Below are 22,219 nucleotides of genomic sequence, written 5' to 3'. Positions count from 1 at the left end.
CGTCCCGTGGGGCGACGGCTCGGAACCGGTTCGTCGCGGGGCCGCCGATCGGCGGATGGACCGGGAACCGGCAGCACCGGATCGGGATCGGGGAGCACCGATGGAGACAGAAGCAGGCGCCGCGGACGAGGGCGCGCGGCTCACGACGGAGCCGTCGGCTCCGCCGCGACCCCGCCTGCCCGAGCCATCGGGGCCGTCGGGGCACTCGGGGTCGTCCGGGCCATCAGGGTCATCAGGTCCGTCGGGTCCGTCGGGTACGGAATCGGGCGGGGGACCGTCCGGGACACCCGAGCGACGCGGGCTCGCGGCGCTCTCCCCCGGTCATCAGCTGACCGCCGTCCTCGCGCTCATCGGCATCGCGCTCGTCACCTGCGTGCACATCCTGATGGTGTTCCTGCACGTCGCGCCGTCGAACACGATCACCAAAAAGCACGGTGAGCTGGTCGGCGCGTGGGTCTACCCGGAGTTCGAGCAGAACTGGAAGCTGTTCGCGCCCAACCCGCTGCAGCAGAACATCGCGGTGGAGGCCCGCGCCGAGGTCCGCACGCCCGACGGCGAACTGCGTGCGACCCACTGGTACGGACTGTCCGCTCAGGACGGCGCCGCCATCGACGGGAACCTGCTGCCCAGCCACACCCAGCAGAACGAGCTGCGCCGCGCCTGGGACGTCTACACGGGCACCCACGACGCACAGAACCGGCCGAACGGTCTGCGCGGCACCCTCTCCGAGCAGTATCTGCGCCGCATCCTCGTGCTGCGCCTCGACCGGCTCGGGGCCGCGGGCAAGGGCGAGACCGTCGAGCGCGTCCAGATCCGCTCGAAGACGACCATGGTCGAGCCCCCGAAGTGGAGTGACGAGAAGGTGAACCAGAAGCCGGTGTACCGGCAGGTGCCGTGGTGGACGGTCACCTCCAGCGACGCACCGCTCGACAGCGGCACGCGCGTGCGGGTGCAGTCGTCGGTGGACTCGGCGGGCGGTGACCGATGAACGGCGCACCTTCCATGGGACTCATGGACCGCATGCAGCAGAGGCTCGGCGACGGCCTCCAGTGGATCACCGCGTCCGCGCTCGCCCCCTATCAGAGCGCCGTGATCCGCATCGGGTTCTCCGCGACCTGGCTGCTCTTCCTGCTGCGCGAGTTCCCGCACCGCCAGGAGATGTACGGCCCCGACGGGCCGTGGAGCTGGGGCATGGCGCAGCAGCTCACCGAGGACAACCACGCGTTCAGCGCGCTCATGTGGTCCGACGGGCAGGGCTGGTTCGAGCTGGTCTACATAGTGGCGGTGGTGTCGTCCGCGCTGCTGATGCTGGGCTGGCGCACCCGCACCATGTCGGTCGTCTTCATGATCGGCGTGCTGTCCCTGCAGAACCGCAGCGTCTTCATGGGGGACGGCGGCGACAACGTCATCCACCTCATGTCGATCTACCTTGTCTTCACGCGGTGCGGGCAGGTCTGGTCGCTGGACGCCCGCAGGCTGCGGCGCGGGGCCGAGGACCGGTTCGGCATCGTGCTGTGGTGGGTCATGGGGCTCGTGCTCGCCGCGATCACGTTCACGGGGAAGGTCGGCGGCGGCTGGCTGCTGTTCTTCTGGGGGATGTGGGCGGCCCAAGCGGTGTGGTGGTCCGTGAACCGCCGCGATCGACAGGGCGATTCCCGCCTCCTGTGCGACGTCGTCGCCAACCTGCTGCACAACGCCGGGCTGCTCGTGGTGATGGTCGAGGCGTGTCTGATCTACGCGACGGCGGGCTGGTACAAGATCCAGGGCAGCCGATGGCAGGACGGCTCCGCGGTCTACTACCCGCTTCACCTGGACTACTTCTCGCCCTGGCCCGCATTGGGCGATCTGCTGACCCAGTTCGGCCCGATGGTGCTGCTCGTGACGTACGGGACCGTGGCGGTCCAGGTCGCCTTTCCGTTCACCGTCTTCAATCGGCGCCTCAAGAACGTCCTGTTGGTGTTCATGATGCTGGAGCACGCGGTCATCGCCGTCGTGCTCGGGCTGCCCTTCTTCTCGCTCGCGATGATCGCCGCGGACGCGGTGTTCCTGCCGACGTCCTTCCTGGTGCGCGTCGGCGGCTGGGTGGCACGCGCGCGTAGTCGCGTTTTCTCCCCTACGAAGGATGTGGCCGAGCCCGGCCGGCCCGTGGAGGACGAAGGCGAACCGGTGGCGGCGGAGCCGTCGGCCGTGCGCACGTAGGCTTCCTGCCGTGAACGGGACGAGTACGGCGGACGGCGCGGGCGGCATGCGGGACGAGCGGCCCGAGGGCCCACAGGGCGCGGACGCCGCCGAGGACGCCGTGCGCGCCTGGCGGCGGCTCGCGGACTCCGCGGTGCTGCTCGACGGTTTCCACGCCCTCAAGCACGCCGTACGCTTCGGCGCCGACGTCCCGGTCGCGCTCGCCGTCGACCGTGCGTCCGCGCTCGCCCTGGCCGACGAGCTCGCCCCCGATGTCGTACGGGACCTGGCGGGGCTCCTCGTGGAGGTTCCGGACGAGCTGCTGCGCGGGCTCGTGCCGCGGCTGCACCCCACCGGGGTCGCCGCGCTCGCCGGGCGCCCCGCGCGGGCCGACAACCTGGCCGCCCTCGGGCGCCAGGCACGCACCACCCCCGTCGTCGTGCTCGACAACCCGCGCAACCTCGGCAACGCGGGCGCCGTGATCCGCCTCGCCGCCGGCTACGGCGCCACCGGGGTCGTCACCACCGGCGATCTCGACCCCTGGCACCCCACCGTCGTACGAGGCGGGGCGGGGCTGCACTTCGCGACCGCCGTGGAGCGGCTCGCGGTCGCCGAGCTGCCGAGCGGGCCGCTGTACGCGCTCGACCCCGAAGGCGCGGACATCCGCGGCCTGAAGCTGCCCGACGACGCCCTGCTCGCCTTCGGGTCCGAGCGCAGTGGCCTCTCCGCCGAACTACGCGCGCGTGCCGACCAGCTGGTGTCGCTGCCGATGCGGCCCCAGGTCTCCAGCTACAACCTGGCCACCAGCGTCGGCATGACGCTCTTCCACTGGAGCGCGCACAGCACCCAGGCCCCTTAGCTGGCCTCCCGTCGTACCTCCACGACCCGGAAGCGGTTCGCCACGAAGGCGCTGTCGCACAGGGCCGCGTTCGCCGCGGGGTTGCCGCCCGAGCCGTGAAAGTCGGAGAACGCCGCGGTCTGGTTCACGTACACCCCGCCCGTCAGGTTGAGCGAGAGCTGCGCGCACTCCTCCAGGCAGACGTCCTCGACGGACTGCGCCACTTCTTCGGAGGTGGTGTACGCGCCGACCGTCATGGCGCCCTTCTCGCGCACCGTGCGGCGCAGGAGGTGCACCGCGTCACCGGTCGAGTCGACGCAGACCGCGAAGGACACCGGGCCGAAGCACTCGCTCATGTAGGCGGCTTCCGCGTCCGCCCCCTCCCAGTACTTCCGCGCGCCGTCCTGCTTCACGATCACCGGCGTACGGACCACGGCGTCGGGGAAGTCCGGGTTGCTGATCTCCCTTGAGGGCAGGGCGACTTCGCCGATGCCGGGGGCCGCGTCGAGCCGGGCCTTCACGTCCGGGTTGACCAGCGCGCCCAGCACCCCGTTCGCCCGGGCGTCGTCGCCGAGCAGGCCGCCGACCGACTTCGCGAGGTCGGCCACCACCTCGTCGTACGCCTTGGGGCCCTCGTCCGTGGTGATGCCCTCGCGCGGCACCAGAAGGTTCTGCGGCGTCGTGCACATCTGGCCGCTGTACAGGGACAGCGAGAACGCCAGGTTCGCCAGCATGCCCTTGTAGTTGTCGGTCGAGTCGATCACCACCGTGTTGACGCCGGCCTTCTCCGTGTAGACCTGCGCCTGCCGGGCGTTCGTCTCCAGCCAGTCGCCGAAGGCCGTGGACCCCGTGTAGTCGATGATCCTGATCTCGGGGCGTACGGCCAGGGTCTTGGCGATGCCCTCTCCGGGCCGCTCGGCCGCCAGCGCCACCAGGTTCGGGTCGAAGCCCGCCTCGGCGAGGACCTCGCGGGCCACCCGCACGGTGAGCGCGAGGGGCAGCACCGCGCGCGGGTGCGGCTTCACCAGGACCGGATTGCCTGTGGCCAGGGAGGCGAAGAGGCCCGGATACCCGTTCCACGTAGGGAACGTGTTGCAGCCGACCAGCAGGGAGATGCCGCGCGCCACCGGCGTGAACTCCTTGGCCAGGACCAGGGGATCGCGCTTGCCCTGGGCCTTGGACCACTCCGCGGCGCCCGGGGTCCGCACCTGCTCCTCGTACGCGTACGCCACCGCCTCCAGGCCGCGGTCCTGCGCGTGCGGGCCGCCCGCCTGGAACGCCATCATGAAGGCCTGGCCGCTGGTGTGCATGACCGCGTGCGCGAACTCGTGCGTCCGCGCGCCGATCCGGGCCAGGATCTCCAGGCACGTCACCGCGCGCACCTCGGCGCCCGCCTCGCGCCACGCGCGCATGCCCGCGCGCATGGCCGGAAGCAGCACGTCGATGTCGGCGTGCGGATACGTGACGCCCAACTCGATCCCGTACGGCGACACTTCACCGCCCACGAACTCATCCGTACCGGGCTGGCCGAGGTCGAGGCGGGTGCCGAGCAGGGCGTCGAAGGCGGCCTTGCCCTCGGGCATGCTCAGGCTCCCGTTCTCCCCATAGGCCTTGGGGTGCTCCGGGTGCGGGGACCAGTACGCGCGCGTACGGATCGTTTCCAGCGCCTGGTCGAGCGTCGGCCGGTGCTTGGCGATCAGGTCGTGCGCGGTGAGTTCGGCGGCGGCCATGGGGGACCAACTCCTCCTGGGCTGCGGCTCCTCGTCGAGCCGGCGAGCTGGGCGGGACTGGACGGGACTGGGCAGGCTGGTCTGGGCAGGGACGAACCAACAGAGTTAGAGTAACCGAACGATCGGTCGGGACAAGGGGGTGCGGAAAAGCTGTGGAAAAGCCGGAGAAGATCGGCCGCACGAGCCCCCGAACCCCATGGCTCGGCCCGGTACGGGAGGATCACGTGCATGACAGCACATGACCGCCTCGTCGGCGTGGTGGGCACCGGCACCATGGGGCAGGGCATCGCCCAGGTCGCCCTCGTCGCCGGGCATCCCGTCCGGCTGTACGACGCCGTGCCAGGGCGTGCGAGGAGCGCCGCCGAGTCGATCGCCGCGCGCCTCGACCGGCTCGTCGAGAAGGGCCGCTTGGACGCCGCCGAGCGGACGGTCGCCGTCGCCCGGCTCGAACCCGCGCAGACGCTCGGCGAGTTGGCGCCCGCGACGCTCGTGGTCGAGGCCGTCCTGGAGCGACTCGACGTCAAGCAGGACCTGTTCCGCGAGCTGGAGGACGTCGTCGCGGAGGACTGTCTGCTCGCGACCAACACCTCGTCCCTGTCCGTGACGGCGATCGGCGGGGCGCTGCGCCGGCCGGGCCGCTTCGTGGGGCTGCACTTCTTCAACCCGGCGCCCCTGATGCCGCTGGTGGAGGTCGTCTCCGGCGCCGCCACCGACGTCACCGCGGCCACGCGCGCGTACGAGACCGCCCGCGCCTGGGGCAAGACCCCGGTGGCCTGTGCGGACACCCCCGGCTTCCTGGTCAACCGGATCGCGCGGCCCTTCTACGCGGAGGCGTTCGCCGTGTACGAGGAGCAGGGCGCCGACCCCGCCACCATCGACGCCGTGCTGCGGGAGAGCGGCGGGTTCAGGATGGGGCCGTTCGAGCTCACCGACCTGATCGGGCAGGACGTCAACGAGGCCGTGACGCGTTCCGTGTGGGACGGCTTCTTCCAGGACGCGAAGTTCCGGCCCTCGCTGGCCCAGCGCCGCCTGGTGGAGGCCGGCCGCCTGGGCCGCAAGTCGGGCCAGGGCTGGTACGCGTACGGGGAGGACCCCGAGCGTCCCGAGCCGCACACCGCGGGGCTGGCCGGGCCGCCCGCGCGCGTGACCGTCGAGGGCGACCTGGAGTCCGCGGGCGAGCTGATCCCGATGATGCGTGAGGCGGGCATCGAGGTCGTCCAGGAGGACGAGGACAAGGGCACGCGCATCATGCTGCCCAGCGGCGGCCAGCTCGTGCAGGCGGACGGCCAGACGTCCGTCGAGTTCCGCGACGTCGTCTACTTCGACCTCGCCTTCGACTACCGCAAGGCCACCCGCATCGCCCTGGCCACCAGCCAGGAAGGCAACCCGCGCACCATCGGCGAGGCCGTCGGCCTCTTCCAGGCGCTCGGCAAGGAGGTCAGCGTCATCGGCGACGTGCCCGGCATGATCGTGGCCCGCACCGTGGCGCGGATCATCGACCTGGCGCACGACGCCCTCGCGCGCGGGGTGGCCACCGAGGGTGACATCGACACCGCGATGCGCCTGGGCGTCAACTACCCGCTGGGGCCCCTGGAGTGGGATCGCAGGCTCGGCCGGGGCTGGGCCTGCGGGCTGCTCGAGGAACTGCACGAACGCGACCCCTCGGGGCGGCACGCGCCGTCCCTGGCCCTCTTCCGGCACTCGTACACCCCCAAGAAGTGGGAGGGCTCCGCATGACCACCGCACGACGGGACACGGGCGCGCGCCGCGACACCTACACGCCCGAAAGCCTCCTCGCGGTCGCGGTCACCGTCTTCAACGAGCGTGGCTACGACGGCACGTCCATGGAGCACCTCTCCAAGGCGGCCGGCATCTCCAAGTCGTCGATCTACCACCATGTGACGGGCAAGGAGGAGCTGCTGCGCCGCGCCGTGAGCCGCGCGCTCGACGGTCTCTTCGGGATCCTCGACGAGCAACCCGCGCGCGCGGGACGCGCGATCGAGCGCCTGGAGTACGTCACGCGGCGCATGGTCGAGGTGCTCACCGGTGAACTGCCGTACGTGACCCTCCTGTTGCGGGTGCGCGGCAACACCGACACCGAGCGGTGGGCCATGGAGCGGCGCAGGGAGTTCGACCACCAGGTCGCCCAGCTGCTCAGGGCGGCCGCTGCCGACGGGGACGTACGCGGTGACATCGAGGTGCGGCTCGCCACGCGGCTCGTCTTCGGGATGATCAACTCGCTGGTGGAGTGGTACCGGCCGGACGGCGGCGGGCTCGGCGACCGTGAAGTGGCGGACGCCGTGGTCGAGCTGGTCTTCCAGGGGCTGCGCAAGGCCGGCTGACCCTGAGGGGCCCGCGAGGGCCCTCAGTGCGCCCTCGCGGGCCCCTCAGGAGTCCGGCGAGCTCCCTTCGAGGTCTTCCTCGTCGAAGACCAGCAGCGTGCGCGTGCTCAGCACCTCGGGGATGGACTGGAGCTTGGTGAGGACCAGTTCGCGCAGGGCGCGGTTGTCCTCCGTGTGCACCAGGATCAGGACGTCGAAATCGCCGCTGACCAGTGCGATGTGCGAGGCCTCCGGGAGTCGGCGCAGCTGCTCGCGCACGGTCCGCCAGGTGTTCTGGACGATCTTGAGCGTGATGTAGGCGGAGGCGCCCTGGCCGGACCGCTCGTGGTTGACGCGGGCGCCGAAGCCTCGGATCACGCGGTCCTCGATGAGGCGGTTGATTCGCGCGTAGGCGTTCGCCCGGGACACATGGACCTGCTCGGCGACGGAGCGTATCGACGCGCGCCCGTCCTTCAGCAGCAGCTGCAGGATGTCCCGGTCGATGGCGTCCAGCGGGCGGGCCGCGGGGCCCTGGACCGGGCTCCCGGAGCCTTCGGCCATTTGTTCAGATGCCATCCGCCCCCGCCTCCTTACCATGGACGTACTGCATTCATCTCAGGCTGTGGAGAACCGATTGTCCACAGCCTGGAGGTGCCTGTAGCCAAAATGTGCCGTCGACCGAACAATCGGTAGGTGAGGCGCATCACATCCGACGCGCCGTCCGAGCCGCTCCCACGAGGAGGTGCCGTCATGACGGTCATGGACCAGCGGGCCACGCGCGAGGGCAGGCCCGTCCCGCCGCCCGCCTGGCAGCCCCGCACGGATCCCGCGCCGCTGCTGCCCGACGCCGAGCCCCACCGGGTCCTGGGCACCGACGCCGCCGCCCGCGTCGACCCGGAGCTGCTGCGCCGCCTGTACGCGGAGGTGGTGCGCGGCCGCAGGTACAACGCGCAGGCGACCGCGCTGACCAAGCAGGGCCGCCTCGCCGTGTACCCCTCGACGACCGGCCAGGAGGCCGCAGAGGTCGCCGCGGCGCTGGTCCTCGAGGAGCGGGACTGGCTCTTCCCCAGCTACCGCGACACCCTCGCGGCCGTCGCCCGCGGCCTCGACCCCGTACAGGCGCTGACGCTGCTGCGGGGCGACTGGCACACCGGATACGACCCGCGCGAGCACCGCATCGCGCCGTTGTGCACCCCGCTCGCGACGCAGCTCCCGCACGCCGTGGGCCTCGCACATGCCGCGCAGCTAAAGGGCGACGATGTGGTGGCGCTCGCCATGGTCGGCGACGGCGGCACCAGTGAGGGCGACTTCCACGAGGCGCTGAACTTCGCCGCCGTGTGGCAGGCACCGGTCGTCTTCCTCGTACAGAACAACGGGTTCGCCATCTCCGTGCCGCTGGCCAAGCAGACCGCGGCGCCGTCCCTGGCCCACAAGGCCGTCGGGTACGGGATGCCGGGCCGCCTGGTCGACGGGAACGACGCCGCGGCCCTGCACGAGGTGCTCAGGGACGCGGTCTCCCGCGCGCGTGAGGGCGGTGGCCCGACGCTGGTCGAGGCCGTCACGTACCGGATGGACGCGCACACGAACGCCGACGACGCGACCCGCTACCGCACCGAAGCCGAGGTCGAGATGTGGCGCGCGCACGACCCGGTCCTGCTCCTGGAGCGGGAGTTGACCGGGCGCGGGCTCATCGACGAGGACGGCATCCGGGCCGTGCGCGACGGCGCGGAGGAACAGGCGGCCGAGCTGCGCGCGCGCATGAACCAGGACCCCGCCCTCGATCCGATGGACCTGTTCGGCGACGTGTACGCGGAGCAGACCCCCCAACTGAGGGAGCAGGCGGCACTGTTGCGTGCCGAGCTGGACGCCGAGGCGGAAGGGGATCAGGCATGACGACCGTGGCCCGGCCGCCCAGGAGCAAGCCCGCGACCAAGCCCGCCACCATGGCGCAGGCGCTCGGCCGCGCGCTGCGCGACTCCATGGCCGCGGACCCGGCCGTGCACGTCATGGGCGAGGACGTGGGCACCCTGGGCGGCGTCTTCCGGATCACCGACGGGCTCGCGAAGGAGTTCGGCGAGGACCGCTGCACGGACACCCCGCTCGCCGAGGCGGGCATCCTCGGCGCCGCCGTGGGCATGGCGATGTACGGTCTGCGCCCGGTCGTGGAAATGCAGTTCGACGCGTTCGCGTACCCCGCCTTCGAGCAGCTGATCTCGCACGTCGCGCGGATGCGCAACCGCACGCGCGGCGCCATGCCGCTGCCCATCACCGTGCGGGTGCCGTACGGCGGCGGGATCGGCGGAGTGGAGCACCACAGCGACTCCTCCGAGGCGTACTACATGGCGACGCCCGGCCTGACCGTCGTCACGCCGGCCACGGTCGCGGACGCGTACGGGCTGCTGAGGCAGTCCATCGCCTCGGACGACCCGGTCGTCTTCCTGGAGCCCAAGCGCCTTTACTGGACGAGGGATTCCTGGAACCCCGAGGCACCGGAAGACGTTCTTCCGATAGGTACGGCAGTGGTTCGCCGCCCCGGCACCAGTGCCACGCTGCTCACGTACGGACCGTCCGTCCCCGTCTGCCTGGAGGCGGCCGAGGCGGCCCGAGGGGAGGGGTGGGATCTTGAAGTGGTCGACCTGCGCTCGCTGGTGCCGTTCGACGACGCGACGGTCACCGAGTCCGTCCGGCGCACGGGACGCGCGGTCGTCGTGCACGAGTCGGGTGGCTTCGGCGGGCCCGGCGGGGAGATCGCCGCGCGCGTGACCGAGCGCTGCTTCCACCACTTGGAGGCGCCGGTGCTGCGGGTGGCCGGTTTCGATATTCCGTATCCGCCGCCCATGCTGGAGCGGCACCATCTGCCCGGAGTGGACCGGGTACTGGATGCGGTGGCTCGGCTGCAATGGGATCAGTGAGGGACGGTGGGGTAATGGCGCAGGTGCTCGAGTTCAAGCTGCCCGACCTCGGGGAGGGTCTCACCGAGGCGGAGATCGTGCAGTGGCTGGTGGGAGTCGGTGACGTCGTCGCCGTCGACCAGCCCGTCGTCGAGGTGGAGACCGCCAAGGCGATGGTCGAGGTGCCGTGCCCGTACGGCGGTGTGGTCACGGCCCGCTTCGGTGACGAGGGCAGCGAACTGCCGGTCGGGGCGCCGCTGTTGATGGTGGCCGTGGGCGCGAAGTCGTCGTCGGACGTGCCGCTGTCGGACGTTCCCGCATCGTCTTCGGCCGCCGCGGAAGAGCCCGCGAAGGCGCGCCAGGAGGTGCGACGGGAGGCTCCCCAGGGGGCTCCTGAGAAGGCCGAGAAGGCCGAGAAGGCCGAGAAGGCCGAGAACGCGGACAAGGCCGAGAACGCGGACAAGGCGCAGAAGGCCGAGGGCTCGGGGAACGTGCTGGTGGGGTACGGAACCACCACCGCGCCGACCCGGCGCAGGCGGGTGCGGCCCGCGCCGCTGGACAGCGTGCCCGCCGCACCGGAGAGCGCACCGCGCGCCCAGGGCCCTGTCCCCGTGATCTCCCCGCTCGTCCGCAAGCTCGCCCGCGACCGCGGCGTGGACCTCAGAGAGCTGACCGGGTCGGGGCCCGACGGGCTCATCCTCAGGGGAGACGTGGAAAACGCGGCCAACGCCGCCAGCACGGCAGACGCCACGAGCACGGCCAACGCCACGAACGCCGCCCCTGAGCGCACCCCTGCGCCCGCCCCCGCTCCGGCCGCCACTCGGCAGGAGCACCGCACCCCCCTGCGCGGCATTCGCGGCGCCGTGGCCGACAAGCTGTCCCGCAGCCGGCGCGAGATACCCGACGCGACCTGCTGGGTGGACGCCGATGCCACGGAACTCATGCACGCGCGCGTGGCGATGAATTCCGCGACCGGCCCCTCCGCGGGCCCCAAGATCTCCGTGCTCGCGCTCCTCGCCCGCATCTGCACCGCGGCCCTGGCCCGCTACCCGGAGCTGAACGCCACGGTGGACACCGAGCGGCGCGAGATAGTCCGGCTCGACGAGGTGCACCTCGGGTTCGCCGCGCAGACCGACCGCGGCCTGGTCGTGCCCGTCGTACGGGACGCCCACGCACGCGGTGCCGAGTCGCTGAGCGCCGAGTTCGCCCGGCTGACCGAGGCGGCCCGGTCAGGGAAGCTGTCGCCCTCGCAACTCACCGGCGGCACCTTCACGCTGAACAACTACGGGGTGTTCGGCGTCGACGGCTCCACGCCGATCATCAACCACCCCGAGGCGGCCATGCTCGGCGTCGGCCGCATCGCCGCCAAGCCCTGGGTGCACGAAGGGGAGTTGGCGGTCCGCCAGGTCGTCCAGCTCTCGCTCACCTTCGACCACCGGGTGTGCGACGGCGGCACGGCGGGCGGCTTCCTGCGGTACGTCGCGGACTGCGTGGAACAACCGGCGGTGCTGTTGCGCACCCTGTGACCGGCCGACCGGTGGCAAGGATCGCCCGCCCGCCTGGTGGCAATGATCGCCCGTGAGCCCATACTCGGGGGATGAACGCGTACGACGCCATCGTCCTCGCCGGGGGCGGCGCGCGCCGGCTCGGCGGCGCGGACAAGCCGGGTGTGCGGGTCGGCGGTCGCGCGCTGCTCGACCGGGTCCTGCACGCGTGCGCGGGGGCCCGCGCCACCGTGGTGGTCGCCGAGCCGCGCCGCACCGCGCGCCCCGTCGTCTGGGCCCGCGAGGAGCCGCCGGGCGGGGGGCCGCTCGCCGCTCTGGAGGCGGGGGTTCGGGGACTCGAGGCCGCACCGGAACCGGTGGCGGAGAGCATCCTCGTGCTCTCCGCCGATCTGCCGTTCCTGGGCGACCGCACCGTACGAGGCCTCCTCGACGCGCTCGAAGCCGAAAGCGAACTCGGCGGCGCGAACGACGGCGTGAACGGCGATGCGATCGACGGCGCGCTGCTGGCCGACGCCGACGGCCGTGACCAGCCGCTCGTCGCCGCCTACCGGTACGCGGCACTGCGACGTGTCCTCGGCGAACTCAAGGCCCAACACGGTGACCTCACGGGCCTTCCGCTGCGCCTGTTCACCCGTAACCTCAGGCTGACCCGCATCACCGACCCCGTCGCGTCGTTCGACTGCGACACCTGGGACGACATCGCCGCCGCCCGGTCACGTATCAGGGAGCATGGACGAGTGCTTGACGAATGGATCACCGCAGCCAAGAACGAACTGGGCATCGACCTGGACGTCGACACGGGCGTCCTGCTCGACCTCGCCCGTGACGCCGCGCACGGCGTCGCGCGCCCCGCGGCACCGCTGACGACGTTCCTCGTCGGATACGCGGCGGCGCAGGCAGGAGGCGGCCCCGAAGCCGTGGCATCGGCCGCGGCGAAGGCGGCCGAGCTCGCCAATCGCTGGGCGCAGGAGGCCGAGGCCAAGTCGGACGACGCGGGATGAGCGCCCCCAACGGGCGGTCGCCGCAGGCCGTCCCGGTGGGCGTCGATCCGATGGACGTCGACGTGGACGAGGCACTCGCCCTGGCCAACGACAACCGCCCCCACGGCGGCCGGCACCACGGAGAGCAACGCCACGGAGAACCGCACCAGGACGACCGGCGCCGCGACGAACAGCCCAAGGGCGAGCGGACCACCGAGCGGACCACCCCGAAGAGCCCCGCCACACCCGGGACTCCGGTCCCCGCCCCATCGCACCGACATGCCGCGACCTCCTGGGCAACGGCCCGCCGCACCGCCGCACGGGCCGAACGCGGCCCCCGCGCAGCGCGCAGCGTCCCGCTCGACCAGGCGCTCGGCCTGGTCCTCGCCGCACCGCTGACCGCCCTCACGGACCTGCCCTCCTTCGACACCTCGGCGATGGACGGCTGGGTCGTCGCAGGCCCGGGCCCCTGGGCCGTGGGCGGCGAAGGGCTGCTCGCCGGACACGAGCCGCCCGCCCCGCTGACCGACGGCGAGGCCGCGGCGATCGCGACCGGCGCCCGCGTGCCCTCGGACGCCACGGCCGTCATCCGCAGCGAGCACGGACACCTCGACGCGGGCGGCCAGTTGCACGCGCTGCACGCCGTCGCCCACGGTCAGGACATCCGCCCCCGCGGCCAGGAGTGCCGCAGCGGCGAGCTGCTGCTGCCCTCAGGCGCCCTCGTCACCCCGGCCGTCCTCGGTCTCGCCGCCGCCGCGGGCTACGACACCCTGACCGTCGTCCCGCGACCGACGGTCGAAGTCCTGATCCTCGGCGACGAGTTGCTCACCGCCGGTCTCCCCCGCGACGGCCTCATCCGGGACGCGCTCGGCCCGATGCTCCCGCACTGGCTGCGCGCGCTCGGCGTCGAGGTGACCGCCGTACGCAGGCTCGGCGACGATGCGAAGGCGCTGCTCAAGGCGGTACGAGAGGCCGGCACCGACCTGGTCGTGACCACCGGCGGCACCGCGTTCGGGCCCGTCGACCACGTGCACCCCACCCTGCGCGCCCTCGACGCCGAACTCCTCGTCGACGGGGTCGCCGTCCGCCCCGGCCACCCGATGCTGCTGGCCCGGCTCAAGGAGGGGCAGCACCTCGTCGGCCTCCCCGGCAACCCGCTGGCCGCCGTCTCCGGTCTGCTCACGCTCGCCGAGCCGCTGCTCCGAGTGCTCTCGGGCCGGGCGCAGGACCAGACGCACAGCTCCGCGCAGCGCCAAACCAACGGCGGACAACGGCAGTTGGACGGGGGCCGGAACGCGGACGCGTACACCGCACCCCTGCACACGCCCGCCCCCGGCCACCCTCATGACACCCGCCTCATCCCCATCGTGCTGCGGCAGGACGACGGCAGTGGGCACGAGTGGGCGGTGCCGCTGCACTACAACGGTCCGGCCATGCTGCGCGGCATCGCAGCCGCCGATGGGCTCGCCGTCATCCCGCCCGGCGGCGCCACGGAGGGCCAGGAGGTGGAGATCCTCGACCTGCCGTGGTCGTGGAATCCTGGCCTGCCCGGTCTCAACCCGGCGGGAAACGAAGGGTGTTTCACGTGAAACTGGCCGGCGATGACGCCATCGCACGCCAAGAGGAAGAGCGGACCGCGACCTACCGGGTGAAACTTCCCCGGCAGGTCGTCGAGCGTCCGCTCCTCCAAGTGGCCCGGCGCGTGCTGATAGCGCTCACCGTGCTCGTCGTCACCGCACTGATCGTGTGGATCGACAGAGACGGCTACAACGACAACTCAGATGGCCATGTCGACCTGCTCGACTCGTTCTACTACGCGACCGTCACGCTCTCCACCACGGGATACGGCGACATCACGCCGGTCAGCGACGCGGCGCGGCTCACCAATATCTTCGTCATCACGCCGCTGCGTGTGCTCTTCCTGATCATCCTGGTCGGCACCACGCTCGAAGTCCTCACCGAACGGACGCGGGAGGAATGGCGCCTGAAACGCTGGAGGTCCACCTTGCGTGACCACACTGTCGTCGTCGGCTTCGGAACCAAGGGTCGCAGCGCCGTGGAGACCGTCTGCGCGAGTGGCCTGAAGCCCGAGCAGGTCGTCGTGGTCGACCCCAGCCCCAAGGTCGTCGAGAGCGCCAACGCCCATGGATACGCGGGCGTGACGGGCGATGCCACACGCAGCTCGGTCCTGTTGCAGGCCGAGGTGCAGCGGGCGCGGAAGATCATCATCGCGACGCAGCGCGACGACACGGCGGTCCTCGTGACGCTCACCGCGCGGCAGTTGAACCGCGGGGCGAAGATCGTCGCCGCGGTCCGCGAGGAGGAGAACGCGCCGCTGCTGCGCCAGTCCGGCGCCGACGCCGTCATCACCAGCGCCAGTGCGGCGGGGCGGCTGCTCGGCCTGTCCGTGCTCAGCCCGCACGCGGGCATGGTCATGGAGGACCTCATCCAGAAGGGCTCCGGCCTCGACATGGTCGAACGCCCGGTCACCAAGGCCGAGGTCGGCCTGCAGCCGAAGGAGACGGAGGACCTGGTCGTCAGCGTCATCCGCGGGCATCGGGTACTCGGCTACGACGACTCGGCCGTCGGCTCGCTCAAGCTGACGGACCGCCTCATCACGATCACCCGCGTCACGCCCAAGACCCAGCTGGCACCGGACATGAAGCCCACTCCGCGCAGCTGATCCTCTCCGCACGGGCCGACCCTCTCCACGCGGCTGATCCACGGGAGTAGCCTCGCGGCCATGCATGCGATCACGATCACGGAACCCGGCGGACCCGAGGCGCTCGTCTGGACGGAGGTCCCCGACCCCGTACCCGGCGAGGGCGAGGTCCTGGTCGAGGTGGTCTCCAGCGCCGTCAACCGCGCCGATCTGCTCCAGCGGCAGGGCTTCTACAGCCCGCCGCCCGGCACCTCCCCCTATCCCGGCCTGGAGTGCTCCGGCCGGATCGTCGAGCTCGGCACCGGCGTCTCCGGCTGGTCGGTAGGCGACGAGGTGTGCGCGCTGCTCGTGGGCGGCGGGTACGCCGAGAAGGTCGTCGTCCCCGCGGGGCAGCTCCTCCCGGTGCCGGGGGGCCTCGACCTGGCCACGGCCGCCGCGCTGCCCGAGGTGACCTGCACCGTCTGGTCCAACGTCTTCATGATCGCCAACCTGCGGCCCGGCGAGACCTTCCTCGTGCACGGCGGCTCCAGCGGCATCGGCACCATGGCGATCCAGCTCGCGAAGGCGGTCGGCGCCAAGGTGGCGGTCACGGCCGGAACCAAGGAGAAGCTCGACTTCTGCGGGGAGCTCGGCGCGGACATCCTGATCAACTACCGCGAGCAGGACTTCGTGGAAGAGATCAAGAACGCCACGGGCGGGGCGGGCGCCGACGTCATCCTCGACAACATGGGCGCCAAGTACCTGAACCGGAACGTCGACGCCCTCGCCACCAGCGGCCGGCTCGCCATCATCGGCATGCAGGGCGGAGTGAAGGGCGAGCTGAACATCGCCACGCTGCTCGGCAAGCGCGGCGCCATCACCGCGACCACGCTGCGGGCCCGCCCGCTGACCGAGAAGGCGGCGGTCGTCGCGGCCGTGCGCGAGCACGTGTGGCCGCTGGTCGAGGGCGGCCATGTGCGGCCGATCGTGGACCGGACGCTTCCGATGAGCGACGCCGCGCAGGGCCACCGGGTCCTGGAGGAGTCGGGTCACATCGGCAAGGTCCTGCTCACCAACCAGTAGCCGGCAGGCGTCACCGGCGCAGCCGCAGCGCCAGGAACCCGAGGCCGAGCCCGGTGAGCAGCAGCCCTGCCCCCAGCGGCAGCACGTTCACCAAGGGCCCGGTCCCGGGCTCGCCGACGGCCTGCCCTTCGGGGGCGGTGGGCCGCTCGGGGCGCGGCTCCTGCGACACGGCGGGCGGCGGCTCGGTGGGAGCCGGGGGCAGCACGGCCCCGGTGGTGTCCGGCATGGGCAGCTCGCGCCCCGGCGGGATCCGGCCCACCCCCGCACGGCTCCCCGCGAGGGACCCGTGCGGCGAGGGCTCGGCGACGTACGCATGGGGCCCGGCGGCGCCCGAGCGAGCCTCGACGGCGTACGAAGAGGACCCGGCAGCGTAAGACGAGGATCCGGCGACGTACGAAGAGGACCCGGCGGCGTACGACAGGGACACGGGCGCCGCCAGGAACAGCAGCGCGGAGAAGAGAAGCCCGGCCACCCACCGAAGCCGTCGCATTCCCAGCCCCCTTCCGCTCCCGGTTCGTCCAGATGCCTGCGCTAAGCCTCACATAGCGGGAAAAAACAGGCACGCCGGATTTCGTCCCGCCCGGCATGGTGGATCAGCTCCGAACGGGGGCACCACCGAGATGTGACAGCGACGTACGAGAGAATGGCGGCATGGAGATGCCGAGGAACGAACAGTCGCCGGAGAACCCGCAGGTCCTGGTCGTGGGCCAGGACGGCATGGCGCTTGGCGGCGGTGGCGGCGACGAGTCCCGCGAGATCCCGGTGACCGACATGGTGGAACAGCCCGCCAAGGTGATGCGCATCGGCAGCATGATCAAGCAGCTGCTCGAAGAAGTGCGCGCGGCTCCCCTCGACGAAGCGAGCCGGCAGCGCCTCAAGGAGATCCATTCCAGTTCGGTCAAGGAGCTCGAGGACGGTCTCGCCCCCGAACTTGTCGAGGAACTGGAGCGGCTCTCCCTGCCCTTCACGGAGGAGGCGACCCCGAGCGACGCCGAGCTGCGCATCGCGCAGGCCCAGCTGGTGGGCTGGCTCGAGGGGCTCTTCCACGGGATCCAGACGACGTTGTTCGCCCAGCAGATGGCGGCGCGCGCCCAGCTCGAGCAGATGCGCCGGGCCCTGCCGCCCGGCGTCGGCGGCGGCGAGGAAGAGGACGAGGACCCGCGCGCGGGCGGCCGCTCGGGCGGCCCGTACCTCTAGGTCGGCGGACAGGTAGGCCGGCGGACAGGTCAACCTCCAGGTCAACAAGTACACAGGTGCACATACGTAGGGGCCCGTCTTCAAGACGGGCCCCTACGTATGCGTGAACTTGGCCACCGGACGACAGATGCCGATCGCCCCAAGTGATCACGAATTCGTCATCGGCCGCCTACAAATATCCTGCTCACGATTTGCAAGGCCTGCACGGCAACGGGTTGGATGTCCGGTCCATCTCGGAACAGCGACATGGCCGATGCCTGTAGCGTGGCCCGACGGAGTCGGTATTTCGCAACCGCGCGTACTCCGATATGGATCCGGCAGCACGGACAGAAACGACGGCGAGGACTGATGGCACAGCAGCAGCGCGCTCAGGGCCCGTCCGACCCCGAGGCGACTGGCGGCGGTATGTCAGATGCGCCGGAGATGTGGGGTAACGGCGGGCTCGTCGGGGACGGTCGGTATCGACTGACCGGCAGACTCGGCCGGGGTGGCATGGCGGAGGTCTTCGCGGCCGAGGACGTACGCCTCGGGCGCACGGTCGCCGTCAAGCTGCTCCGCTCCGATCTCGCCGAGGACCCGGTCTCCAAGGCCCGCTTCACCCGCGAGGCACAGTCGGTCGCGGGGCTCAACCACCACGCGGTCGTGGCGGTCTACGACTCCGGCGAGGACGTCGTCGCCGGGAGCACCGTCCCGTACATCGTCATGGAGCTGGTCGAGGGCCGCACCATCCGCGACCTCCTGCTCAGCGCGGAGGCTCCGGGTGCCGAACAGGCCCTGATCATCGTCTCGGGTGTCCTGGAAGCGCTCGCCTATTCGCACCAGCACGGCATCGTGCACCGCGACATCAAGCCCGCGAACGTGATCATCACCAACACCGGCGCGGTGAAGGTGATGGACTTCGGCATCGCGCGCGCCCTGCACGGCGCGCAGTCGACCATGACGCAGACCGGCATGGTCATGGGCACCCCGCAGTACCTCTCGCCCGAGCAGGCCCTCGGCAAGGCCGTCGACCACCGCTCCGACCTGTACGCCGTCGGCTGCCTGCTCTACGAACTTCTCGCGCTGCGCCCGCCGTTCACCGGTGAGACCCCGCTGTCCGTGGTCTACCAGCATGTCCAGGACACCCCCGTGCTGCCGTCCGAGGTCCTGGACGAGGTGCCGCCGGAGCTGAACGGCCTCGTCATGCGCTCGCTCGCCAAGGACCCGGACGACCGGTTCCAGACGGCCGAGGAGATGCGCGGGCTCGTCCAGTACAGCCTGCAGATGCTGTACGAGCAGGGTGGCCACACCGGCACCTGGAACACCGGACCCATCGACTCCCACGAGGGCGGCTCGACGCCCGCGATGGGTGTCGCAGCCACCACGGCGATGCAGCACCCCGGCGACTCCGGCACGGCCCAGCAGCCGATGCTGCGCCCGCCGGGCGGCGACGACGGCGGCTTCGACGGGAACGGGGGCAAGGGAGGCGGCCGCGGCAAGCTGTGGATCGTCGCCGTGCTCGCGGTCATCGCGATCGCGGTGGGTGTCGCCTGGGCGCTCAGCGGTGGCGACGGCAAGGACAAGACCCCCAGCGACAAGAAGTCGCCGAGCGTTACGAAGTCCGAGAAGAGCTCGGAGCCCAGCGAGACGGCCTCGGACGACGCCTCTGACGACGCGACCGAGGAGCCGGGTACGAGCACGGGCGGCGACACCGGCTATACGCCGACGCAGCAGCCCACGACGACGAACCCGTCGCCGACGCAGTCCGACGAGCCGACGGGCGACCCGACCAGCGCGGACCCGACGCCGACGCAGACGGCGACCAAGCCGACCCCGACTCCGACGCCCTCGCAGCCCGACGACGGCAACGGCGGCACGGGTGGTGACGACGGCGGCATCATCGGTGGTGACACCGGCGGCGACACGGGTGGTGACACCGGCGGCGACAGCGCCGAGTAGTCCGCCCGGCCACACCACGGGGCTCCGCCCCGGACCCCGCTGAATCAGCTCCGCTGAGCCGAACCGCCCCGCAGCTCGTGCACCGTCACGAACTGCGGGGCGACGTGCAGGTAGACCGGGTCGAAGGGCTCGTCGTCCGCGTAGTGCGGGGCGGGACCGAAGAGTTCGAGGTCGGCCGTGGTCGGCTCGACCTGCTCGCAGGTGCCGACGCACTGCACGGACCACTGGCCCGCGTCCTCGGGGCGCTCCTGCCCCAGGTTGTCCGCCCCGTAGGCGACGACGCTGCCGATGCACGCCTCGTGGTAGCCGAGGCCGCGGTGCATGCGCAGCAGAAGCCGTCCGTCGGCCACGATGTGGCGGGTGGAGGCGAGGAAGGGCAGGGCGCGCATGCTGGTCGCGACGCGGCCGTAGGGCACGCGGGCGAGCAGTTCGAAGGCGAGGTCCCGGTCCTGCCGCCCGGCCGCCGCCTTCTGCGGCGGCTGCGGGGGCGCCTGCTGCGGGTCTTTCTGCGGGTCGGAGGGCATGTCACCACTCTGCGCCGCAGGCTCATCCGTAAACCAGAGGAGCCCGCCCCCAGGACGCGTGACCTAGGTCCTGTGCGGGCGGGCATCCCGGGAGGGGGACGGGGGAGCCGTCAGTGCTTCTCGGCCTGCATACGGGCCACGTACGCGGCCGCCTGGGAGCGGCGCTCCATGCCGAGCTTCGACAGCAGGCTGGACACGTAGTTCTTGATCGTCTTCTCGGCGAGGTGCAGACGCTCGCCGATGACCCGGTTCGTCAGGCCCTCACCGATCAGGTCGAGGATCTTGCGCTCCTGGTCGGTGAGGCCGGAGAGCTTGTCGTCACCCTTGCGGCCGCCGTCGCGCAGCCGCTCCAGGACGCGGGCCGTGGCGACCGGGTCGAGCAGCGACTTGCCGGCGGCGACGTCCCGTACGGCGGTGAGCAGCTCATTGCCGCGGATCGCCTTCAGTACGTATCCGGAGGCGCCGGCCATGATCGCGTCGAAGAGCGCCTCGTCGTCCGCGAACGACGTCAGCATCAGGCACTTGACCGACTCGTCCTGGGAGCGGATCTCCCGGCACACCTCCACCCCGCTGCCGTCCGGCAGGCGCACGTCGAGCACCGCCACGTCGGGCCGGGTCGCGGGGATGCGCACCAGGGCGTCGGCGGCCGTTCCGGCCTCTCCGACCACCTCGATGTCGTCCTCTACGGACAGCAGCTCGTGGACGCCGCGGCGGACCACTTCATGGTCGTCGAGCAGAAATACGTGGATTTTTCCGTCTTCGCGCACGGCATCAGTCTCACATACGAACCTTGGCCGCGCCCTAGATGACCGTGGGGTGACCGGGATAACGTGCCGGTGTTCCGGCCCCCTGCCAGGCTGAGATCCAGGACCCGTCGCACAGCTGTGACCTGCGACGCTTCGTCTTCCCTCGCGATACTAGGAAATCCAACCAACCACTTACTTGGAAATCCAAGCAAAATCGCAGGTCAGATGGGGTTTCGCAGATGTGTGACCCACTGGGTAACGTGCTGGGTGAAGGGTGTTTGCCGGAGCACTTGTCACGCCTGTTGCCGGCGCCTCGCACCCACCCCGTGCGTGGACGGATCAGGCGAGCCGAGCCGACTGGCCATCCGGCAATCCCGGGGCCGGACCGACGGAGGAGCACACGTGACCGTAGACAGTGCGGACAGCACTGCCGCAGCGCAGAAGGCACAGCCGCCGCGCAAGCGGACCGCTGCGAAGAAGTCTGCGAAGAAGTCCCCCGGCAAGACGCCCGCGAAGACCACCGCGGCCAAGGCGCCTGCGAAGACGCCGGCCAAGGCCGGAGCGCCGCAGAGCGACCTGGTGCAGCTGCTGACCCCTGAGGGCAAGCGGGTCAAGAACGCCGAGTACGACCGGTACGTCGCCGACATCACGGACGACGAGCTGCGCGCCCTGTACCGCGACATGGTCCTCACCCGCCGCTTCGACGCCGAGGCCACCGCGCTTCAGCGCCAGGGCGAGCTGGGCCTGTGGGCGTCGCTGCTCGGGCAGGAGGCGGCCCAGATCGGTTCTGGGCGGGCCACCCGAGAGGACGACTACGTCTTCCCGACCTATCGCGAGCACGGCGTCGCCTGGTGCCGCGGGGTCGACCCGACGAACCTGCTCGGCATGTTCCGCGGCGTGAACCACGGCGGCTGGGACCCGAACAGCAACAACTTCCACCTGTACACGATCGTCATCGGCTCGCAGACGCTGCACGCCACCGGCTACGCGATGGGCGTCGCCAAGGACGGCGCGGACAGCGCGGTGATCGCGTACTTCGGTGACGGCGCGAGCAGCCAGGGCGACGTCCTGGAGGCCTTCAACTTCGGGGCCGTCTACAACGCCCCCGTGGTGTTCTTCTGCCAGAACAACCAGTGGGCGATCTCCGAGCCCACCGAGCGCCAGATGCGTGTGCCGCTGTACCAGCGCGCGCAGGGCTTCGGCTTCCCCGGCGTGCGCGTCGACGGCAACGACGTGCTGGCCTGCCTCGCCGTGACGCGCTGGGCCCTCGACCGGGCCCGCCAGGGCGAGGGACCGGCGCTGATCGAGGCGTTCACGTACCGCATGGGCGCGCACACCACCTCCGACGACCCGTCGAAGTACCGGTCCGACGACGAGCGCGTGTCCTGGGAGGCGAAGGACCCGATCCTGCGCCTGCGCGCGTACCTGGAGTCCCAAACCGACACGGATGAGGGATTTTTCGCGGAACTCGACGCCGAGAGCGAGACGTTGGGCAAGCGAGTACGCGATGTCGTACGGGCCATGCCGGACCCGGACCTCATGGCGATCTTCGAGAACGTGTACGCGGACGGGCACGCGCTCGTCGATGAGGAGCGCGCACAATTCGCCGCCTACCAGGCGTCGTTCGCGGATGGGGAGGCCTGACGG

Annotated in this window: 20 protein-coding genes; 15 read left to right on the top strand and 5 right to left on the bottom strand. The window is 71.3% G+C overall.

Annotated features, from left to right (window positions below; genetic code table 11):
* Positions 1 to 100: 100 nt before the first annotated feature.
* The 3 genes from OG746_RS04910 to OG746_RS04900 are packed head-to-tail and all read left to right on the top strand — an operon-like array spanning position 101 to position 3,037.
* On the top strand, positions 101 to 988 hold the full coding sequence (locus OG746_RS04910; RefSeq protein WP_266711896.1) for a DUF5819 family protein: 888 nt from the start codon (positions 101 to 103) through the stop codon (positions 986 to 988).
* Positions 989 to 1,011: 23 nt separating this feature from the next.
* Positions 1,012 to 2,199 carry an HTTM domain-containing protein gene (locus tag OG746_RS04905; RefSeq protein WP_266711894.1) on the top strand — a complete coding sequence of 396 codons (1,188 nt, stop codon included), beginning with the start codon at positions 1,012 to 1,014 and terminating at the stop codon, positions 2,197 to 2,199.
* Between the two features lie 46 nt (positions 2,200 to 2,245).
* Positions 2,246 to 3,037: a TrmH family RNA methyltransferase gene (locus OG746_RS04900; protein WP_266718720.1), complete on the top strand. Its 792-nt coding sequence runs from the start codon at positions 2,246 to 2,248 to the stop codon at positions 3,035 to 3,037.
* On the opposite strand, the gene paaN is transcribed toward OG746_RS04900, so the two are convergent.
* Positions 3,034 to 4,746, bottom strand: coding sequence for a phenylacetic acid degradation protein PaaN (paaN, locus tag OG746_RS04895; protein ID WP_266711892.1), 1,713 nt, complete (start codon positions 4,744 to 4,746; stop codon positions 3,034 to 3,036). The two genes, OG746_RS04900 and paaN, sit on opposite strands and share 4 nt — an antisense overlap.
* A 228-nt stretch (positions 4,747 to 4,974) precedes the next feature.
* Between paaN and OG746_RS04890 the strand changes: the two genes are divergently transcribed.
* Both OG746_RS04890 and OG746_RS04885 read left to right on the top strand, forming a co-directional pair.
* Complete coding sequence (locus tag OG746_RS04890) at positions 4,975 to 6,483, top strand: 3-hydroxyacyl-CoA dehydrogenase (protein ID WP_266711890.1); 1,509 nt, start codon at positions 4,975 to 4,977, stop codon at positions 6,481 to 6,483.
* Positions 6,480 to 7,088, top strand: coding sequence for a TetR/AcrR family transcriptional regulator (locus OG746_RS04885; protein ID WP_266711888.1), 609 nt, complete (start codon positions 6,480 to 6,482; stop codon positions 7,086 to 7,088). Before OG746_RS04890 ends, OG746_RS04885 begins: the two co-directional genes overlap by 4 nt.
* Before the next feature lie 45 nt (positions 7,089 to 7,133).
* Here the strand turns inward: OG746_RS04885 and OG746_RS04880 are convergent, their stop codons facing one another.
* Positions 7,134 to 7,643 carry an Lrp/AsnC family transcriptional regulator gene (locus OG746_RS04880; RefSeq protein ID WP_266711886.1) on the bottom strand — a complete coding sequence of 170 codons (510 nt, stop codon included), beginning with the start codon at positions 7,641 to 7,643 and terminating at the stop codon, positions 7,134 to 7,136.
* 174 nt (positions 7,644 to 7,817) lie between these two features.
* On the opposite strand from OG746_RS04880, the gene pdhA (OG746_RS04875) reads away from it, so the two are divergent.
* From pdhA (OG746_RS04875) to OG746_RS04845, 7 genes are all read left to right on the top strand, one after another.
* The gene (gene pdhA, locus OG746_RS04875; protein WP_266711884.1) at positions 7,818 to 8,960 is read left to right on the top strand and encodes a pyruvate dehydrogenase (acetyl-transferring) E1 component subunit alpha; all 1,143 of its coding nucleotides are present in this window, start codon (positions 7,818 to 7,820) and stop codon (positions 8,958 to 8,960) included.
* Positions 8,957 to 9,979 carry an alpha-ketoacid dehydrogenase subunit beta gene (locus OG746_RS04870; RefSeq protein WP_266711882.1) on the top strand — a complete coding sequence of 341 codons (1,023 nt, stop codon included), beginning with the start codon at positions 8,957 to 8,959 and terminating at the stop codon, positions 9,977 to 9,979. The genes pdhA (OG746_RS04875) and OG746_RS04870 overlap by 4 nt, the downstream gene beginning before the upstream one ends.
* Positions 9,980 to 9,993: 14 nt before the next feature.
* Complete coding sequence (locus tag OG746_RS04865; RefSeq protein WP_266711880.1) at positions 9,994 to 11,484, top strand: dihydrolipoamide acetyltransferase family protein; 1,491 nt, start codon at positions 9,994 to 9,996, stop codon at positions 11,482 to 11,484.
* Positions 11,485 to 11,555: 71 nt separating this feature from the next.
* On the top strand, positions 11,556 to 12,464 hold the full coding sequence (gene mobA, locus OG746_RS04860; protein WP_266711878.1) for a DUF6457 domain-containing protein: 909 nt from the start codon (positions 11,556 to 11,558) through the stop codon (positions 12,462 to 12,464).
* Entirely contained in the window at positions 12,461 to 14,032 is a 1,572-nt protein-coding gene (locus OG746_RS04855; RefSeq protein ID WP_266711876.1) for a molybdopterin molybdotransferase MoeA, read from the top strand. The genes mobA and OG746_RS04855 overlap by 4 nt, the downstream gene beginning before the upstream one ends.
* Positions 14,029 to 15,126, top strand: a complete 1,098-nt coding sequence (locus OG746_RS04850) for a potassium channel family protein (RefSeq protein ID WP_266711874.1) — start codon at positions 14,029 to 14,031, stop codon at positions 15,124 to 15,126. Before OG746_RS04855 ends, OG746_RS04850 begins: the two co-directional genes overlap by 4 nt.
* A 60-nt stretch (positions 15,127 to 15,186) precedes the next feature.
* Positions 15,187 to 16,167 (top strand): NAD(P)H-quinone oxidoreductase, encoded by a 981-nt coding sequence (locus OG746_RS04845; protein ID WP_266711872.1) that lies wholly within the window; start codon positions 15,187 to 15,189, stop codon positions 16,165 to 16,167.
* Between the two features lie 10 nt (positions 16,168 to 16,177).
* Here the strand turns inward: OG746_RS04845 and OG746_RS04840 are convergent, their stop codons facing one another.
* A complete protein-coding gene (locus OG746_RS04840) occupies positions 16,178 to 16,393 on the bottom strand; it encodes a hypothetical protein (protein WP_266711870.1) in 216 nt (71 codons plus the stop codon).
* Positions 16,394 to 16,818: 425 nt separating this feature from the next.
* On the opposite strand from OG746_RS04840, the gene OG746_RS04835 reads away from it, so the two are divergent.
* Both OG746_RS04835 and OG746_RS04830 read left to right on the top strand, forming a co-directional pair.
* Complete coding sequence (locus tag OG746_RS04835; protein WP_266711868.1) at positions 16,819 to 17,364, top strand: bacterial proteasome activator family protein; 546 nt, start codon at positions 16,819 to 16,821, stop codon at positions 17,362 to 17,364.
* Positions 17,365 to 17,712: 348 nt separating this feature from the next.
* A complete protein-coding gene (locus OG746_RS04830) occupies positions 17,713 to 19,302 on the top strand; it encodes a protein kinase domain-containing protein (RefSeq protein WP_266711866.1) in 1,590 nt (529 codons plus the stop codon).
* A 44-nt stretch (positions 19,303 to 19,346) separates the two neighbouring features.
* Here OG746_RS04830 and OG746_RS04825 read toward each other — a convergent pair whose 3' ends face one another.
* Positions 19,347 to 19,826 carry a pyridoxamine 5'-phosphate oxidase family protein gene (locus OG746_RS04825; protein ID WP_266711864.1) on the bottom strand — a complete coding sequence of 160 codons (480 nt, stop codon included), beginning with the start codon at positions 19,824 to 19,826 and terminating at the stop codon, positions 19,347 to 19,349.
* 110 nt (positions 19,827 to 19,936) lie between these two features.
* Positions 19,937 to 20,593 (bottom strand): response regulator, encoded by a 657-nt coding sequence (locus OG746_RS04820; protein WP_266711862.1) that lies wholly within the window; start codon positions 20,591 to 20,593, stop codon positions 19,937 to 19,939.
* A 381-nt stretch (positions 20,594 to 20,974) separates the two neighbouring features.
* Here OG746_RS04820 and pdhA (OG746_RS04815) point away from each other — a divergent pair, with 381 nt between their 5' ends.
* Positions 20,975 to 22,216, top strand: coding sequence for a pyruvate dehydrogenase (acetyl-transferring) E1 component subunit alpha (gene pdhA, locus OG746_RS04815; protein WP_443063111.1), 1,242 nt, complete (start codon positions 20,975 to 20,977; stop codon positions 22,214 to 22,216).
* Positions 22,217 to 22,219: the final 3 nt, after the last annotated feature.

The organism is Streptomyces sp. NBC_01016 (assembly GCF_026341035.1).
Taxonomy (GTDB): domain Bacteria; phylum Actinomycetota; class Actinomycetes; order Streptomycetales; family Streptomycetaceae; genus Streptomyces.
Note: the sequence above shows the minus strand (reverse complement) of the source record. Positions and strands in the feature narration are given on the sequence as shown.